Raw genomic sequence first — 16,896 nt, forward strand, 5'->3', positions numbered from 1 at the left:
ATGTGCGCCTACGCACGCGTCGTGGTTGCAACCCCGGGCGGCCCGAGGGAGATAGGGCGCCATGTCCACCGCCGCCTCCGCTTCCCCGCCCTCGCGGATTTCCGACCGCGCCTTCTACGTCTTCACCGGCGTGGTGTCCGCCGTCGCGCTCGCCTTCCTGGGTTGGCTGCTGCTCATCCGTCGGGGCGGCGCGGTGGGGGGGAACGTGGACCTGCGCTTCCTGCCCGCGGTCAACGCGAGCCTGAACGCCACGGCGGCGGTGCTCCTCATCGCCGGCTGGGTGGCCATCAAGCGAGGCGCGCGGCGGGTGCACCAGTACCTCATGGTCGGGGCCTTCGCGGCGTCGGCCCTCTTCCTCATCTGCTACGTCGCCTACCACTACGTCCACGGCGATACCCGCTACGTCGGGGACTGGCGCGGCCTGTACCTGTGCGTCCTGGCCAGCCACGTCCTCTTGTCCATGTCCGTGGTGCCCATGGCGCTGGTGGCCTTCTACTTCGCGTGGCGCCAGGACTTCGCCCGTCACCGAAAAGTGACGCGCTGGCTCGCCCCCATCTGGACCTACGTGTCCATCACCGGCGTGCTCGTCTTCTTCATGCTGCGCGGTGGCATGCCGGCCGCGTAGCGCCGCGCTACTGAACACGAGCGCGCAGTGACCCGCCTCAGCGCCGCAAGCACCGGGAGTGCCTGCGGTAGTGTCTCGCGTCCCTTCTTCACGCGAGGCCCCCATGAGGTGGACGGTCGGAACGCCGTGGCTCGGCGCGCTCCTCGCCGGTGTCGGCTGCTCCCATGCGACCGCGGTGCTCGCACCGCCCCCCGATGGGAGCGCGTGTGACACGGCGCAGGCGGCGATTGCTCGCGAGGCGGACACCCGCGCGATGCCCTGGAGCGCGGCGCAACACCTGGCGGCGAACTTCCCCAACAACCGCGTGTCCTGGCTGATGACGGACAGCGCCTTCCAGACGTACATCGTGAAGGCGAACGCGAAGAACTTCGGCCGGTGCAACGACAGCGGCTGCTTCCTCTTCGCCGCCCCCACCGGCCGCATCCTCAGCGCCATCGAGCAGTCGATGACGAACGGCAAGCATGACCCGGCGGTGCTGGGCCGCGCGCTCGGCCTGCCCGCGAAGAAGTTCGAGGGGCCGCTGCGGCTGATGACGCTGGACCTGGGCACCACCCGCACGTGTGCACGGCTGCCCGTCGACAGCGACCCCGGCGCCTGGAAGTGCACCCGCCCCGAGGACAGCGACTGCTTCAAGTTCGGCGGCTACACCTCGGGAGGACTCCCCGAGGTCATGGTCATCAACGCGCAGGTGAGCCACACCGAGGTGAGAGAGGTGCCCTGAGCGGACCCCGCGGCCGGCGCGCGTGCGGTCACTTCCCGGCCGTCACGGGGCGGTGCAGCACCTTGGGAATCTCCGCCACCAGGAGGTCGATGGCTGCGCGCGTCTTCGACGGGAGGTAGCGCGTCTTGGGCCAGACGGCGTGAATCTCCGCGGAGACCACGCGCTCCGCATCGAACACCAGCGACAGCTCTCCGGAGCGCACGTAGCGCCCCATCAACCAGCACGGCAGCCACGCGAGCCCCGCGCCCGCGATGGCCGCGTCGGCGATGGCCTGCACGTCATCGAAGCGAACCCGGCTGGCGATGCGAATCTCACGGACGCGCCCCTCCGTGTCGCGCACGTTCCAGCCCTTGTCGTTGCCGAAGCCGCCGTAGACGATGCCGGTGTGCGACGCCAAGGCGTCGAGCGTGGCAGGCCGCCCCCGTTCCGCCAGGTACGCGGGCGACGCGCAGATGCCCATGGCCTGCGTGCCCAGGTGTCGCGCGACGAGGCTCGCGCTGTCCGGGAGGGGGCCCACGCGCACGCCCAGGTCGAACCCCTCGTTGACCAGGTCCACCACCCGGTCGTTGAAGGACAGCTCCACCTCCAGCCGCGGGTACTGCTTCGCCAGCGTCATCAGCACCGGGGCCACACAGTGGCGTCCGAACAGCACCGGCACGCTGACGCGCAGCCGCCCGGTCGGCTCGCGGCGACCGGAGTCGAGCGCGGCCTCGGCGGCGTCCAACTCGCCCAGGGCTCGCACGCAGCGCTCGTAGAAGGCCTGTCCGTCCTCGGTGAGGCTCTGGCGCCGCGTGGTCCGGTGGAACAGGCGCACGCCCAGCCGATGCTCCAACCGCGCGATCGTCTTCCCCACCGCCGAGCGCGTCAGCCGCATCCGCTCGGCGGCCTCCGCGAAGCTCCCCGCCTCCACGGCCTGGACGAACGTGGAGATGCCGCTCAGTCGCTCATTCATGGCGGTCGATTGGTTCCTCTGAGGCTACACAGTGCGTAGCACAAGACGTCACTGAGGATAATCCGGCACCGATATCTTCGCTTCACGGGTCACGGCGACCGCCGCGACGGCGGCACTCGACTGCCCGCAGACGCCCGTCCCCTGGAGATATCTCCCATGCAGGCCTACCGCATCGTCCCCCACAAGCAGCTCCCCTTTGGCCTGGAGCGCTTCGAGCGCGAGGCTCGCGCTCCCGGTCCCCACGAGGTGCTCGTGCGCGTGCGCGCGGTGTCACTCAACTATCGCGACCTCATGATCACGCGGATGGCCGGCTCGATGACGGGCAAGGTCGCCACGCCCATCCCCTGCTCGGACGGCGCGGGTGACGTCATCGCGGTGGGCGCGAACGTGACGCGCTTCCGGCCGGGCGACCGCGTGGCCGCGTCGTTCTTTCCCCACTGGGTGGATGGCCCTGTCAGCGCCCAGCGCACCGCGGAGGCGCTCGGTGGCCTCGACGCGGACGGCATGCTGGCCGAGCACGTGGTGCTCCCCGAGAGCGCCTTCTACGCGGTGCCCGCGCACCTGGACTACGCCGAGGCCGCCACCCTGCCCTGCGCGGGCGTCACGGCCTGGAACGCACTCTTCGTCGAGGGGCGCGTGAAGCCGGGTGGCACCGTGCTCCTGCTGGGTACGGGCGGCGTGTCCGTGTGGGCCATGCAGCTTGCGCGGGCCGCGGGCCTGAAGACGCTCATCACCTCGTCCAGCGATGAGAAGCTCGCGCGGGCGCGGGCGCTCGGCGCGCATGAGACCATCAACTACCGCACCACGCCGGAGTGGCAGGACGAGGTGCTCCGGCTCACCCACGGCCAGGGCGTGGACATGGTGGTGGAGGTCGGCGGACAAGACACCCTCAACCGCTCCATCGCCTCGCTCCGCATGGGCGGGCGGCTGACCATCGTGGGCCGAGTCAGCGGCGCGGGTGGCGCCCCGGTGGAGCCCATCAGCCTCATCGTTGGCAACAAGCACATGACGGGCGTCTACGTGGGCAGCCGCGCCATGGCCGAGGACCTCTGCAACTTCGTGACACTCACGGGCATCCGCCCGGCGGTGGACCGCGTCTTCGACTTCGCGGACGCGGCCCAGGCGTACGCCTATCTGGAGAGCGCGGCCCACTTCGGAAAGATCATCATCCGCGTGGGCAACTGAGGCGCCCCCTTCTCGGCCTAGTTCATCCGAGACGCGCTCGTAGAGCCCGTCTCGGTGTCCTCGTCGGGGCCTCCGTCATCGGGCTCCTCGTCCGCCCCGGCGGAGATGTCCTTGGGGACGCCATCCACGTAGGTGACGACGTTGCCGGGCATGGCGGGAACGCGGGGACCGGGCGTCACCACGCCCGTGAGGTTGAGCGGATCCACGCCAGACAGGCTCACCGTGACGCCCGAGGGCGGAGACCGGCGCACCGCCCGCGCCATGTCCACGGCCTCGGGCAGCGCGAACTGCTCACCCACGAAGCCCGCCACGAAGCGACCTCCGCGCAGCTCGCCGCGCGCCTCCATGCGGCGATACACGCGGAGCAGCTCTCGCCACGACGGGGCCAGGGACTCGCGCATCACCAAGTCGCGCCACACGATGCCGTAGCGCTGGAGGAACAGCCGCGCCAACGAGTCCATCACCTCGTCGGCGGACTTCGGCTCGGCCGGCGCGAGCAGGCTCCAACGCCCCGGGCCGCCGCGCTGCAACAGCTTCTGCCGCTTGCGGTGCGCGGGGCTCTGGAGGACGCGGAGGTTCTGCACCGCGTCCGCCGTGACGAGCCCGCGCGCCACCAACTCCCACAGCGAGTCCTCCACCTCCGCGGGCAGGCGGCGCGCTCGCGTCACCAACTCCTGGAAGAAGCACGCGCCCCGGCGCTCCAGCACGGCGACCACGTCGCGCGCGGGCGCGCTCAGGTCGGGGGGCATCCACACGCCGCCGTCCGCCAGCACCGCATGCGGGCGCGCGGCGGCGAGCATCCACTCCAGGTCCTCGCGCACGGTGAAGGTGAGCGGCGCATTGCGCGTGGGTGAGGCCCGTGAGGCACGCACGGGCTCCGCGGGCTCCGGAGAAGGAACCGGTGAGCCTCGGCGCGGTCCTGGTGGCTTCGGTGGGTCCTTCAGCGTGACGCGGCCCCAGGCGACCTCGCCCGCGTAGCACGCGCGCTCCAGCAGGTCGGGCGTGTAGCCACGCATGCGGGCCGGAAGCAGGAAGCGCTCCCACGCGGAGGCCGGTGCCTCGTAGCCCTGGAGCAACCGCACGGCCTTGAGCAGCCCCGTGGAGCCCCGCAGCGCGTCCACGTCCTCCAAGTGGTGCCAGCGGAAGAGGAACCGCATGAAGTCCTGCGCGCTGAGCGGCTCAATCTCGCGGCGCAGCCGCCCCACCGTCATGCGGTGGATGCGCTGAAGCAGACGGCGGTCGCACCACTCCAGCGGCGGCGACTCGACAGCGGTGTCTCGCGGGCGGAACTGTCCGCGCAGCACCGAGCCCTGGCTCTCCAACTGATGCAGCGCCGCGTCCACGTCGGACGGCTCCAACATCGTCAGCCGGGCCAGCTCCTCCACGGTGGTGGGCCCGAGCATCTCCATGCGCCCGCGCACCACCTGGAGCACGGCCGCCTCGCGCTCCACAGGCCGGTCATACTCCAGCACCGGGAGCGGCGGCTGCGTCACGGCGGACGGGAAGAGCGCGCGCACCGCGTTGCCTCGCTCGGCCGTCACGAGGAAGCGCGCGGCCGGCAGCTCCAACCACGCCACGCGCCCCTGCTCGAAGAGAGGGGCCTCCAGGCCACGCGGCACCTCGGAGGCGCGCACCAGCACGAGCTGCAACAGCGCGTCGTGCAGCTCATCCTCGTCGCGCATGGGCGGCGCCGCGTCCTCCACCACCTGCGCGATGGCGTCCGCGTCGAGCGCGCCAAAGGCGGCGGCGTCCTCGGCGGGCAGCGCGCGGCGCAGGGCCACGTTGCGCACGCGGCGCTCCTCGGCGGGTGCGTCATCGAGGAAGGTGTAGGGCTGGCTGTTGATGAGCGCGTGCGCGAACACGCTGGGCTCCGGCACGTCACGCGCGACGAGCTGAACGGTGCCGGCCTTCATGCGCCGCAACACCTCGCGCAGCCCCTCGATGTCCATGGCCTCGCGCAGACAGTCTTCCATCGCCTGGTTCACCAGCGGATGGTCGGGCAGCTCGATGTCGCCTCCGCCGTGGTTGTCCTGGCAGCCCACCTGCGCGGGGAACACGGCGGCGAGCAGGTCCTCGCTGCGCGCGCGCTGGATGTTCGGCGCCACGCGCTTGCCGCCCATCATCCGGCTCAGCGTCAGCGCGCGGGTGGCCACCCACCGAAAGCGCGTGCCGAACAGCGGCGACTGGAGGATGGCCTGCACCAGCACCTCCTCCACGTGGTCCGGGTGCAGGAAGTCGAAGATGTCCGCCAGCGGGAATGAGTGCTGCTCGCCCAGGGACAGGAGGATGCCGTCCTCGGTGGCCGCGGCTTGAAGCTCGAAGTCGAAGGAGCGGCAGAAGCGCTTGCGCAGCGCCATGCCCCACGCGCGGTTGATGCGACTGCCGAAGGGCGCGTGGATGATGAGCTGCATGCCGCCCGCTTCGTCGAAGAAGCGCTCGGCCACGACGGTGGTGTTGCTGGGCACCACGTCCCCCAGCATCTTCTTCCCCAGGCGCAGGTAGCCCAGCAGCGCGTCCACCGCGGGCGGCGGCACCTTCAGGTCCTTCTCCAAGAAGCCCGCCGCGTCCTCGCGCACGAGCAACTCCGAGCGCAGGCGGCCCACCTGGAGGCTCAGCTCGTCGGTGCGGCCGGGCGCCTCGCCGCGCCAGAAGGGCACGTTGGGCGGAGCGCCGTGCGCGTCCTCCACCACCACCGTGCTGCCCAGCACGCGCTGCACGCGCCACGCGGTGCTGCCCAGGAGGAAGATGTCTCCCGCTGACGACTCCACCGCGAAGTCCTCGTCGAGCGTGCCCACCACCTTGCCCTCCGGCTCCGCCGTCACCGTGAAGGTGAAGGTGTCCGGGATGGCGCCACCGTTGGTGAGCGCGGTGATGCGCACACCACGCCGGCCCTTGAGCCGCTGGTTCACGCGGTCGCGGTGCAGGTGGATGCCGCCTCGGCCGCGGCGCTCGGCCACGCCCTCGGAGAGCATCTCCAGCACCTGCTGGTACTCCTCCCATGTCAGGTCGCGGTACGGATGGGCGCGCTGCAACACGCTGAAGAGCGCGCGCTCATCCCACTCCTCGCAGGCGCATGCGGCGACAATCTGCTGCGCCAGCACGTCCATCGGCTTCTCGGGGATGATGACCCGATCGAGGTCGCCCTCGCGCACGGCGTTGAGCAGCGCGACGCACTCCACCAACTCATCGCGCGTCATCGCGAAGAGGACGCCCTTGGAGATGCCGGCCTTGTGGTGGCCCGCGCGGCCCACGCGCTGCAACAGCACCGAGATGGCCTTCGTGCTGCCCAACTGCACCACGAGGTCCACGTTGCCCACGTCGATGCCGAGCTCGAGCGAGGCGGTGGCCACCATGCAGCGCAACCGGCCTTCCTTCAGCTTCTCCTCGGCGGTCAGTCGCATCTCGCGCGACATGCTGCCGTGGTGCGCGGCCACCAGGTCCTGGCCCAACCGCTCGCCCAGGTCGTGCGCCACGCGCTCGGACATCTTGCGCGTGTTCACGAAGATGAGCGTGGTGCGGTGCTCACCGATGAGCTGGAGCAGGCGGTCATAGACCTGTCCCCACATCTCATGGCTCGCCACGGAGGACAGCTCCGCGTCGGGAATCTCGACTCGCAGGTCCCAGGGGCGCAGGTGGCCCACTTCCACCCGCTTGCAGTCGCGGTGCGTGGCGCCCGTGAGGAACCCGGCGATGGCCTCCAGCGGCTTCTGCGTGGCGGACAGCCCGATGAGCTGCGGCTTCACGTCGGTGAGCGCCTTGAGCCGCTCCAGCGACAGCGTGAAGTGACTGCCGCGCTTGTCCCGCGCCAGCGCGTGGATTTCGTCCACGATGACCGTGCGCACGGCGCGCAGGGTGGCGCGGGCGCGCTCGGCGGTGAGGTAGAGGTAGAAGGACTCGGGCGTGGTGATGAGGATGTGCGGCGGACGGCGCACCATCTGCGCGCGCTCGGCGGCGGGCGTGTCACCGCTGCGCACCTGCACGCGGAGCGGCTGGGGTGAGAAGCCCTCCGCGCGGGCCAGCGCCATCAACTCCTCGAGCGGCTGGAGCAGGTTCTTCTGCACGTCGTTGCCGAGCGCCTTGAGCGGGGACACGTACAGGACCTGGGTGCAGTCCGGCAGCGTGCCCTCCAGCGCCAGCCGGAACAGCGAGTCCAGCGCGGCGAGGAAGGCCGCCAGCGTCTTGCCACTGCCGGTTGGCGCGGCGACGAGGACGTCATGGCCCGCCTGGATGAGCGGCCAGCCCTCCACCTGCGGACGACTGGGCTCGCCCAATCGCGAGGCGAACCAGCGACGAACCACCGGATGGAATGCGGCCAGCGCGGGGTGAGCCGCGTACTCGGCCGCGAAGTCGAGGTGAATCTGCGGGGACATGGCAGCGCTCTCCCGTCTCAGCCTGAACACAGGTACAGGCCGCCGTCAACGCGCGCGGACGCGACCTGTCCGGACAGCGGACGAAGGTCCGCGCATCCCATCTGGAACAACGCTCGATGCGGTCATCCGCCTCGCGACACCCGAGCGCCGCAGGGCCCGCCTCCTCGCCCGCCTCAGTCGCGCGGCAGGTGCACGGTGAAGGTCGTGCCCGAGTCCGCGCTGGAGGCCACCTCCACGGAGCCGCCGTGCGCGGTGATGATCTGCCGGGTGATGTAGAGCCCCACGCCCAACCCCGTGGGGGCGCCCTTCTCGCGCGGCGCGCGCCCGGCCTGCCGCCACACGCCGAAGAGTCGCGGCAGGTCGATGGGCGCGATGGCCGGCCCCTGGTTGTGCACGCACAGCACCGCCTCGGAGTCCCTGCCCTCCGCGAGCACGCGCACCCGGCTCTCCGCGGGGCTGTAGCGCAGCGCGTTCGCGACCAGGTGCGTGATGACCTGCTCCAAGCGGTCCGCGTCCCACGCGCCGCGCCCGTCGCCTTGCAGCTCCAGCTCGACGGCCCGGTCCGGGTGGCTCGCGCGCAGCGAATCCACCGTGCAGCGCACCACCTCGAAGAGGTCGCACCGCGCGCGCAGCACCGGCATGCCTCCGCCCAATCGCGCCCGCGCGAAGTCGAGGAGCTGGCGAATCATCCGGTCCATGCGCCCGGCGCTCGAGAGGATGCGGCCCGTCAGCATCGCCTGCCGCTCGTCCAACGCCCCGCGCCGCTGAAGCTGCTGCGCGGACATGGACAGCGCGTTGAGCGGATTGCGCAGGTCGTGCCCCAACATGCCGAGGAACTGCTCCAGGAACTCCTCGGCGCCGCTCTCGCGAGTGGGCGGCGCGACCATGGCCAGCTCCAGCAGGTGTTGCTGATGAATCACCTGCTCGGACAGCTCGCGGGCCTCGCGCTCGACCCGGCGCAGGCGCAAGAGCAGCGCCACCTGAGACAAGAGTCCGCCCGCGTCCACCGGGGCGAGCCGCCAACAGTCCGGGCCCCACTCCGGCCCCGCGGGCTGGGCTCCAGATGGCGCCTCCGGGTCGCCCACCCACAGCACCCAGGCCCCGTGCGTGCGCGCGGTTCGCCGCAGGCCCTGGCACGTCTCCCGCGCCTCGGCCCCAGGGGCCCGCGTCTCCACGAGCACGAGGTCCACGTCCACGGCCAGCCGCGTCAGGGACTCTCCGTGGGCGTCCGAAGCGAGGACCTCGAAGCCCGCGCGCTCCAGGAGCCGGGCGGTGCTGGCGCGGCTCGCGGGGTCGTCGTTGACGTGGAGGATGACCGGGGGCGAAGGCATCATGCGAGGCGTCCGGGAAGTGCCCCCTTCGTAGCGTCAGCGCTCCCCGGGTGCCAAGTCCGGACGCTCGGGAAGCGTGGCCGCTCGCCGAGGGAGCGGGGAGTCGGTGGGAGGCAGTGGGTGACACGCGCCGCTCCCCCATGGGCGCATTTCGCGATAGGGAGGAGGCCATGCGCGCTCCCTGTCGCCCGCTTCCCGCGGATGGACGTTTCCTCCAGTCCGTCGGTCCCACGCCGCTCGTCCCCGTGAAGCTGGACGCGGAGGGACCGACCATCTGGTGCAAGCTCGAGTTCCTCAACCCCAGCGGCTCCACCAAGGACCGCATCGCGCGGTACATGCTGGAGAAGGCCTGGCGCCTGGGCGAGCTGTGCCCGGGCGGCAAGGTGGTGGAGGCCTCCAGCGGCTCGACGAGCATCGCCCTGGCGCTCGCCAGCGCGCAGATGGGGTGCAGCTTCACCGCGGTCATGCCCGAGGGCGTGACGGATGAGCGCCTTTTGACCATCCGCGCGTATGGCGGCGACGTGCTGCTCGTGCCGCGCGCGGAGGGCATCCGCGGCGCCATCGCCCGCGCCGAGGCCTTCGCGAAGGAGCACGGCGCCTATGCGCCGCGCCAGTTCGAGAACCCCGACAACGCCGAGGCGCATCGCGTGTGGACCGGGCAGGAGATTCTCGCGCAGGTGCCGGGCGGGCTCGTGCACGGCGTGGTGAGCGGCGTGGGCACCGGCGGCACCGTGGTGGGGCTGTATCAGGCGTTCGCGGAGGCCGGCTGTCCGGTGACGGCGTTCGTCGCGCGGCCCGTGGCCGGACTGGGCTGCGACATCGAGTGCTGCAGCTTCAGCTCGCGCGTGCCGGGCGTGGTGGATGGCCTGTCGCGGCTGTACCGCGAGGCGGACATGCCGGGCACCGTGGAGTTGGACATCTCCGACGACGTGGCCATGGGCACCGCGCGCGCGCTCATCCGCCGCGGCTTCCCCGTGGGTCCGTCCTCGGGCCTCAACTACGCGGCGGCAGTGGAGGCCGCCAAGCGACTGGGCCCCAGCGCGCAGGTGGTGACGGTGTTCCCGGACCGCATGGAGCGCTACTTCTCCACCGAGCTCATCCAGCCCAAGCCCGCGCCCGCCAAGGGCGTGGCCTAGGCGCCTCGCGCGTGACTACGGCCGGGCCTCTTCCGAGGAGCCCGGCCGTGCGTTGCTCGCCCCCAGGCGTCGCAGGGTCTCCGCCGTCGCCGCGTCCGCTGGGAAGAAGGACTCGATGGCCAGCTCCGACAGCGTGATGTCGTTGGCCGTGCCGAACACGGTGATGGTGCTGAACAGCGAGAGCTGCCCCGCTTCCGTGTCCAGCCGCAGCGGCACCACCACGCCCACGTCCGGAGACTCGTGCGCGGACGGTCCGCCCGAGGGCGCGGGCAGCGCCTTGAGCTCCTCCAGCAGGCTCGCCAGCGAGCTGTCGGTGGACATCTCCACCTGACGGTGCAGCCGCGCCAGCAGGTGCCCGCGCCACTGCGCCAGGTTGGCGATGCGCGGCGCCAATCCTCGCGGATGCAGGCTCAGCCGCAGCACGTTCACCGGCGGCTGGAGCAGCTCGGGGTCCACGCCCACGAGCAGCGGCGCGATGGCCCCGTTCGCGGAGACGAGCGTCCAGTGGCGGTCCACCGCGAGGGCCGGATAGGGCTCGTGTCCCGAGAGCACCATGTCCACGGCCTCGCGCGCGGCGCGCAGCGCGGGGTCATCCAAGCGCCGCTCCACGTAGCTGGGCGCGTAGCCGGCGGCCACCAGCAGGCCGTTGCGATCGCGCAGGGGAATCTCCAGCTCCTCGGCCAGGTGGAGAATCATCTCCCGGCTGGGAATGGAGCGACCCGTCTCCATGAAGCTGATGTGCCGCGTGGAGACTTCCGCGCGCAGGGCCAGCTCCATCTGACTGATGCCCCGCTGCTGGCGCCACTTGCGCAGCAACTCTCCGACAGGACGACTCCGGGGTGCCATGGCCGCGCACCATAAGCAGGGGCGGCGCGCCAATCCACCGGATGCGCATGCCCCGGCAATTACCTCGCGCGTCATCGCGAGCACCGAGCGACCTCTCTACTTTGCGACTCACTCACCGGGCGGCCCCCCGCCGCCCTCACCCAGGAGCAGCGTATGAACACGGTCGCGAACTCTCAGTCCCCGCTGCGCAAGGCCTTCATCCTCGACGCCGTCGCCACGAGCGCCATGGGCGTGATGCTCGCCGCGGGCGCCGGGATGCTCACCTCGTTGCTCGGCCTGCCAGTGGAGTTGCTGCGCTGGGCGGGCCTCGCGCTCATCCCCTTCGGCGCCATCCTGGCCGTGGTGGGGATGCGGCAGAACATCCCGGCGGGGCTCGCATGGCTCCTCATCGGCTGCAACGCGATGTGGGTCGTGGACAGCCTGCTGCTTCCGTTGAGCGGCTGGGTGCAGGCCACCGCGCTGGGCACGGTCTTCGTGGTGGGCCAGGGCCTGGTGGTCGCGGTGTTCGTGGGCCTGGAGGTCGCGGGGCTCCGCCGGGCGCAGCGCTCCAGCGTGGCCTGAACTTCAGGGATGCGCCGCCCGGCCCCGTGAAGGGCAGCCGGGCGGCCCCTCGGGGCAAGACAGGTGCGCGAGACACCGGCGCTATAGTCCGCGCCATCATGAAGAAGGACTCCCTCTCGGGACGCTTCCGCCGCGCGGCCTTGCGCGAACTGTGGCTCACGTTCGCTCCCGCGCTGCTCCTCGTCGCGGCGGCGTTCGCCGTGACCTTCTACTTCGTCCAACCCGCGCCCCCCATGAAGCTGGTGCTGGCGGTGGCGCCCGATGAAGGCGGCTTCAAGTACTACGCGCGCCGCTACCAGGAGTTCCTCGCCCGACACGGCGTCACCCTGGAGCTGCGCACCACGAAGGGCTCCGCCGAGAACCTCGCGCTGCTCAACTCGGACACGCCCAGCGCCGACGTGGCCTTCGTGCAGAGCGGCGCGCCCGGCATCGACCAGGCCAGCCACGTGCTGTCCCTGGGCAGCGTGGCCTACGTGCCCCTCTGGGTGTTCTACCGAGGCGAGCCCGTGGAGGACCTGCGCGGACTCCAGGGCCGGCGCATCGCCGTGGGCCCCGAGGAGAGCGGCACGCGGGCCCTGGCCCTCACCCTCTTGAAGGCCAACGGCGCGGACGCGTCCCCCGCCACCGAGCTGCTCCCATACGAGCGCGCCGAGGCCATCGAGCAGCTCAAGGCCGGACAGGTGGACGCGGTGTTCCTCGTCTCTCCCGCCGAGTCACCCCCCCTCCAGAAGCTGGCCGCGATTCCCGGTGTGCGGCTGCTCGACTTCGCGCGCGCCGAGGCCTACGTGCGCCGCTATCCGTACCTGTCGAAGCTCGTGCTCCCGCGCGGCGTCTTCGACCTGGCCCGGGATGTTCCGGCCCAGGACGTGACGCTCGTGGCGCCCACCGCGAACCTCGTGGTGACGGACCGCCTGCACCCGGCGCTCAAGTACCTGCTCTTGCGCGCCGCCAGCGAGGTCCACGGAGGCTCCGGCCTGCTCGACCGAGCGGGAGAGTTCCCCTCGCCGCGCGAAGCGGGGCTCGTGCTGGGCAGCGAGGCGCGGCGCTACTACGAGTCCGGCGTCCCGCTGCTCCAGCGCCACCTGCCCTTCTGGGCCGCGAACCTGGTGGACCGGCTGTGGGTGATGCTGGTGCCCTTCATCGCGGTGGTGGTGCCGCTGGGCAAGGCCGTGCCCGCGTTCCTCCTGTGGCGCGTGCGCTCGCGCATCTTCAAGTGGTACGCGCGGCTCAAGGAGATCGAGATTCAGCTCGAGGAGAACCCCGGCCGCCCCATCCTGGAAGGGATGCTCGCGCGGCTCGACGAGGCCGAGCGCGAGGTGAACCGCATCCCCATGCCCATCGCCTATGCGGAGAACCTCTACTTCTTCCGCGAGCACATCGACGTGGTGCGCCGCCGCATCACCCGCCGATTGACGGACGCGCACTCGGACAGCGCGCCCCCCGCGGTCTCCGCGATGAGCTGAGCGGGCCGGAAGCTACGTGCGCATGCGCAGCCGCGTCTCGTGCACGGCATCCAGGGGCGCGGTCTTCTCGCGCTCCGCCGAGCGCAGCAGGCGCAGGATGCTGGGCCCCAGCACGTCGATCTCCGTGGACGCGTACGTCTCCGTGCCGAAGCGCTGAATCGTCTTAAGCTGCTCCTCCAGGATGCGCACGTCCTGCCGGAAGATGTGCAGCGCCACCGGCACCGCGAGCGGCAGCACCGCGCGCAGGAGCAGCCGGGGCAGCGGCAACCGGAACGTGGCCACCGCGTACACCTGCGTGTCGTAGTCGGACAGCGGCGTCATCGCGGACGTGACGAGGATGTGGCTGCCCTCGCCGATGCGGTACTCCACCTGCGCGATGGACGGCAGCAGGAAGCGATCGAAGTGCTGCACCACGCCGCCCCCGGGCGCGAGCACCCGGCCCACCAACCCCGTCGGGCGCGGCTCGCCCACGTACTCGGCCTCCACGCGGTCCGCGCTCCGGCGCACGACGACGTCGATGTCGTTGCGCTTCTCCTCGGTGCGGAAGAGGCCGCCGTGCAGGTAGGCGGTGTGCGGCACGTCCAGCGTGTTCTCCAGCACCGCGTGCAGCGTGCCCGGCGCGCGAAGCACGCGGCGCACCGTGGTGTAGTCCGCGGCGTCCAGCAGCGGGAAGCGGAAGGGCTCGGAGGTCGGCTCGACGCCGGGCGTGGAGTACACCCAGATGAAGCCGTCCTGCTCGCGGGTGGCGTACGAGGCGGCGCAGCGCGCCTTCGCTGCGGGCTCCCCGAGGAACCCCGGGATGGCGCGGCACTGGCCCTCCCGGTCGAACTTCCACCCGTGGTAGCCGCACTGGAGCTGCCCGTCCCGCACCTGGCCCAAGGACAGCGGCACGTTGCGGTGAGGACAGCGGTCCAACAGCGCGGCGGGCTTGCCGGCTTCGTCGCGGAAGAGGACGAGCGGCGTGCCTTGAAGCGTGCGCGCCACGGGCTTGCGCCCCAGCTCCCGTGACGCGCAGAGGATGAACCACGAATGCGGCAGGCGGACGACCGAGACATGGCCCGCGGGGGCGGCAGGGGTTCGCGACTCCTCGCGAGCGTTCATGCCGCCAGTCTAATGTCACCCGCGCCCGGCGTGCGCTAGAGCTTGAGCCGACGCAGCCGGAGGGCGTTTCCGATGACGGACACCGACGAGAGGCTCATCGCCGCGCTGGCGAAGATGGGGCTCAGGAGCAGGCCGAACACCGGATACAGCACGCCCGCCGCCAGGGGCACGCCCAGCAGGTTGTAGATGAAGGCGAAGAAGAGGTTCTGCCGGATGTTGCGCAGCACGCCCTCGCTCAACCGGCGCGCTCGGACGATGCCGCGCAGGTCTCCCTTCACCAGCGTCACGCCCGCGCTCTCCATCGCGATGTCCGTGCCGGTGCCCATGGCGATGCCCACGTCCGCCTGAGCGAGCGCTGGGGCATCGTTCACCCCGTCCCCCGCCATCGCCACCACGCGCCCCTCCTGCTGGAGCTTGCGCACCGCGTCTCCCTTTCCGTCCGGGAGCACGCCCGCGATGACCTCGGTGATGCCCAGGCGTCGCGCCACCGCCTCGGCCGTGGTGCGGCTGTCACCCGTGAGCATCACCACGCGCAGGCCCTCGGCGCGCAGCTGCGTCAGCGCCTCGGGCGTGGAGTCCTTCACGGGGTCCTCCACCCCCAACAGCCCCGCCAGCCGCCCGCCCGCCGACACGAGCACCACCGTCTGGCCATCGGCGCGCAGGGACTCGGCGCGCTCCGCCAGGGCCCGAGCATCCACGCTGCGCGCGCTCATCAGCGCCGCGTTGCCCAGGGCCACCTCGGTCCCATCCACGCGGCCGGTGACGCCCAGGCCCGTGTGGGACTGGAAGCCCTCCACCGGCGCCAGCACCACGCCCTGCGCCTGGGCACCGGCCACGATGGCCGCCGCGAGCGGGTGCTCACTGCCGCGCTCCAGGCTCGCGGCCAGCCGCAGCAGGTGGGACGCATCCAGCCCCGGCGCGGGCAGCACCGTGACGAGCTGGGGCTTGCCCTGCGTCAGCGTGCCCGTCTTGTCCACCACCAGGGTGTCCACCGCCGCCAGCCGCTCCAGCGCCGCCGCGTCCTTGATGAGCACGCCCACGCCCGCGCCTCGGCCCGTGCCCACCATGACGGACATGGGCGTGGCCAGCCCCAGCGCGCACGGGCACGCGATGATGAGCACCGCCACCGCGTTGACCAGCGCATGCGCCAGCCGAGGCTCCGGCCCCCAGAGGGCCCACACCGCCGCCGTCAGCACCGCCACCGCGATGACCGCCGGCACGAAGACGCTGGCGACCTTGTCCGCCAACCGCTGGATGGGCGCGCGGGTGCGCTGCGCCTCGCTCACCCGCTGGACGATGCGCGACAGGAGCGTGTCGCGACCCACGCGCTCCGCGCGCATCACCCACGAGCCCGTCCCGTTCACCGTCCCGCCCGTCACCTTCGCGCCCGCCGACTTCTCCACCGGCACGGACTCACCCGTCACCATCGACTCGTCCACCGCGCTGGCGCCCTCCAGCACCACGCCGTCCACCGGGACCTTCTCGCCGGGGCGCACGCGGAGCCGGTCCCCCACGTGCACGTGAGACAGCGGCACGTCCTCCTCATGACCATCCTCACGAACGCGCCGAGCGATGGCCGGGGCCAGGCTCAACAGCGCCCGGAGCGCGCCGGACGTGGCGTGACGGGCTCGCAGCTCCAACACCTGCCCCAGCGCCACCAGGGTGACGATGACCGCCGCGGCCTCGAAGTAGACGGGCGCCGTGCCGCCATGGCCGGTGCGCGCGCCCTCGGGCAGCGCCTGGGGGAACAGCGTGCTCACCACGCTGAAGACGTAGGCCGCGCCCGTGCCCAGCGCGATGAGCGTGAACATGTTGAGGTGCCGGTTGCGCACCGACGTCCAGCCGCGCTGGAAGAAGGGCGCGCCCCCCCAGAGCACCACGGGCGTGGCCAGCACCAGCTGCGCCCACGCGAGCAGCGCGGGCGACACCGCGTGCTGCAACGGCTGGCCCGGAATCATGTCCGACATGGCCAGGACCAACAGCGGCACGGACAGCGCCACGCCCACCCAGAAGCGCAGCGTCATCGAGCGCAGCTCGGGGTCTGGCGGCTCCTCGGGCAGCACGGTGCGCGGCTCCAGCGCCATGCCGCACTGGGGGCACGCGCCCGGGTGGTCACTCACCACCTCGGGGTGCATGGGGCAGGTGTACTCGACCCGGGCCTCCAGCACGGGCGGCGACTCCGGCTCCAGCGCCATGCCGCACTTGGGGCACGCGCCCGGGTGGTCCTGCCGGACCTCGGGGTCCATCGGGCAGATGTAGGCGGTGCCCGGGGGCGCGGCGGGGGCGGGCTCGGCGGCGGCCGGCTCCAGGAAGCGCTTGGGGTCGGCGCGGAAGCGCTCACGGCACTTCGGGTTGCAGAAGAAGTAGGTGTGGCCCTCGTGCTCCAGGCTGCCCCCCTTGGGGGCGTGGCGGTCCACCTTCATTCCGCAGACCGGGTCGATGGCGGGCTCCCCGACCTCGGGGGTCGGCGGATGCGCGTGGCCAGGGTGGTCGGCGTGAGCGTGGGAGTGCGCGTGCGGGCGGGACGACATGTGGGTTCAGCTCCTTTTCATCCCGGCCAACGGAGCACCCGGCGGCCTCTTACACAGGGGTAAGCGCGAAAGTG

12 protein-coding genes are annotated in these 16,896 nt (G+C 71.7%); 6 read left to right on the forward strand and 6 right to left on the reverse strand.

The features are described from left to right. The first annotated feature begins 61 nt into the window (after positions 1 to 61). The gene (locus KRR26_RS12215) at positions 62 to 625 is read left to right on the forward strand and encodes a DUF420 domain-containing protein (protein ID WP_217079881.1); all 564 of its coding nucleotides are present in this window, start codon (positions 62 to 64) and stop codon (positions 623 to 625) included. 103 nt (positions 626 to 728) lie between these two features. Beyond that, complete coding sequence (locus KRR26_RS12220) at positions 729 to 1,346, forward strand: hypothetical protein (protein ID WP_217079882.1); 618 nt, start codon at positions 729 to 731, stop codon at positions 1,344 to 1,346. A gap of 28 nt (positions 1,347 to 1,374) precedes the next feature. Here the strand turns inward: KRR26_RS12220 and KRR26_RS12225 are convergent, their stop codons facing one another. Next, entirely contained in the window at positions 1,375 to 2,298 is a 924-nt protein-coding gene (locus KRR26_RS12225) for a LysR family transcriptional regulator (protein ID WP_120209579.1), read from the reverse strand. 156 nt (positions 2,299 to 2,454) lie between these two features. On the opposite strand from KRR26_RS12225, the gene KRR26_RS12230 reads away from it, so the two are divergent. After that, complete coding sequence (locus tag KRR26_RS12230) at positions 2,455 to 3,483, forward strand: zinc-dependent alcohol dehydrogenase family protein (RefSeq protein WP_120209578.1); 1,029 nt, start codon at positions 2,455 to 2,457, stop codon at positions 3,481 to 3,483. Between the two features lie 17 nt (positions 3,484 to 3,500). Here KRR26_RS12230 and KRR26_RS12235 read toward each other — a convergent pair whose 3' ends face one another. Continuing rightward, a complete protein-coding gene (locus KRR26_RS12235) occupies positions 3,501 to 7,853 on the reverse strand; it encodes a DEAD/DEAH box helicase (protein ID WP_217079883.1) in 4,353 nt (1,450 codons plus the stop codon). Between the two features lie 173 nt (positions 7,854 to 8,026). Further along, positions 8,027 to 9,187: an ATP-binding response regulator gene (locus tag KRR26_RS12240; RefSeq protein WP_120209576.1), complete on the reverse strand. Its 1,161-nt coding sequence runs from the start codon at positions 9,185 to 9,187 to the stop codon at positions 8,027 to 8,029. A gap of 167 nt (positions 9,188 to 9,354) precedes the next feature. Here KRR26_RS12240 and KRR26_RS12245 point away from each other — a divergent pair, with 167 nt between their 5' ends. Then, a complete protein-coding gene (locus KRR26_RS12245; protein ID WP_217079884.1) occupies positions 9,355 to 10,320 on the forward strand; it encodes a PLP-dependent cysteine synthase family protein in 966 nt (321 codons plus the stop codon). 15 nt (positions 10,321 to 10,335) lie between these two features. Here KRR26_RS12245 and KRR26_RS12250 read toward each other — a convergent pair whose 3' ends face one another. Beyond that, positions 10,336 to 11,166, reverse strand: a complete 831-nt coding sequence (locus KRR26_RS12250; protein ID WP_120204901.1) for a helix-turn-helix domain-containing protein — start codon at positions 11,164 to 11,166, stop codon at positions 10,336 to 10,338. Between the two features lie 153 nt (positions 11,167 to 11,319). Here KRR26_RS12250 and KRR26_RS12255 point away from each other — a divergent pair, with 153 nt between their 5' ends. Continuing rightward, the gene (locus KRR26_RS12255) at positions 11,320 to 11,727 is read left to right on the forward strand and encodes a hypothetical protein (RefSeq protein WP_217079885.1); all 408 of its coding nucleotides are present in this window, start codon (positions 11,320 to 11,322) and stop codon (positions 11,725 to 11,727) included. 98 nt (positions 11,728 to 11,825) lie between these two features. After that, a complete protein-coding gene (locus KRR26_RS12260; protein WP_217079886.1) occupies positions 11,826 to 13,190 on the forward strand; it encodes a TAXI family TRAP transporter solute-binding subunit in 1,365 nt (454 codons plus the stop codon). A 12-nt stretch (positions 13,191 to 13,202) separates the two neighbouring features. Here the strand turns inward: KRR26_RS12260 and KRR26_RS12265 are convergent, their stop codons facing one another. Both KRR26_RS12265 and KRR26_RS12270 read right to left on the reverse strand, forming a co-directional pair. Continuing rightward, on the reverse strand, positions 13,203 to 14,291 hold the full coding sequence (locus KRR26_RS12265) for an aromatic ring-hydroxylating oxygenase subunit alpha (RefSeq protein ID WP_120204896.1): 1,089 nt from the start codon (positions 14,289 to 14,291) through the stop codon (positions 13,203 to 13,205). Positions 14,292 to 14,326: 35 nt separating this feature from the next. Continuing rightward, the gene (locus tag KRR26_RS12270) at positions 14,327 to 16,822 is read right to left on the reverse strand and encodes a heavy metal translocating P-type ATPase (RefSeq protein ID WP_217079887.1); all 2,496 of its coding nucleotides are present in this window, start codon (positions 16,820 to 16,822) and stop codon (positions 14,327 to 14,329) included. Positions 16,823 to 16,896: the final 74 nt, after the last annotated feature.

Source organism: Citreicoccus inhibens (assembly GCF_019039035.1).
Classification (GTDB): domain Bacteria; phylum Myxococcota; class Myxococcia; order Myxococcales; family Myxococcaceae; genus Citreicoccus; species Citreicoccus inhibens.

What these genes read in the sequence shown, in the direction of transcription:
- KRR26_RS12240 (WP_120209576.1), bottom strand. Translation starts at nt 9,187, where the DNA reads ATGATGCCTTCGCCCCCGGTCATCCTCCACGTCAACGACGACCCCGCG.
- KRR26_RS12220 (WP_217079882.1), top strand. Translation starts at nt 729, where the DNA reads ATGAGGTGGACGGTCGGAACGCCGTGGCTCGGCGCGCTCCTCGCCGGT.
- KRR26_RS12270 (WP_217079887.1), bottom strand. Translation starts at nt 16,822, where the DNA reads ATGTCGTCCCGCCCGCACGCGCACTCCCACGCTCACGCCGACCACCCT.
- KRR26_RS12215 (WP_217079881.1), top strand. Translation starts at nt 62, where the DNA reads ATGTCCACCGCCGCCTCCGCTTCCCCGCCCTCGCGGATTTCCGACCGC.
- KRR26_RS12260 (WP_217079886.1), top strand. Translation starts at nt 11,826, where the DNA reads ATGAAGAAGGACTCCCTCTCGGGACGCTTCCGCCGCGCGGCCTTGCGC.
- KRR26_RS12255 (WP_217079885.1), top strand. Translation starts at nt 11,320, where the DNA reads ATGAACACGGTCGCGAACTCTCAGTCCCCGCTGCGCAAGGCCTTCATC.
- KRR26_RS12235 (WP_217079883.1), bottom strand. Translation starts at nt 7,853, where the DNA reads ATGTCCCCGCAGATTCACCTCGACTTCGCGGCCGAGTACGCGGCTCAC.
- KRR26_RS12265 (WP_120204896.1), bottom strand. Translation starts at nt 14,291, where the DNA reads ATGAACGCTCGCGAGGAGTCGCGAACCCCTGCCGCCCCCGCGGGCCAT.
- KRR26_RS12230 (WP_120209578.1), top strand. Translation starts at nt 2,455, where the DNA reads ATGCAGGCCTACCGCATCGTCCCCCACAAGCAGCTCCCCTTTGGCCTG.
- KRR26_RS12225 (WP_120209579.1), bottom strand. Translation starts at nt 2,298, where the DNA reads ATGAATGAGCGACTGAGCGGCATCTCCACGTTCGTCCAGGCCGTGGAG.
- KRR26_RS12245 (WP_217079884.1), top strand. Translation starts at nt 9,355, where the DNA reads ATGCGCGCTCCCTGTCGCCCGCTTCCCGCGGATGGACGTTTCCTCCAG.
- KRR26_RS12250 (WP_120204901.1), bottom strand. Translation starts at nt 11,166, where the DNA reads ATGGCACCCCGGAGTCGTCCTGTCGGAGAGTTGCTGCGCAAGTGGCGC.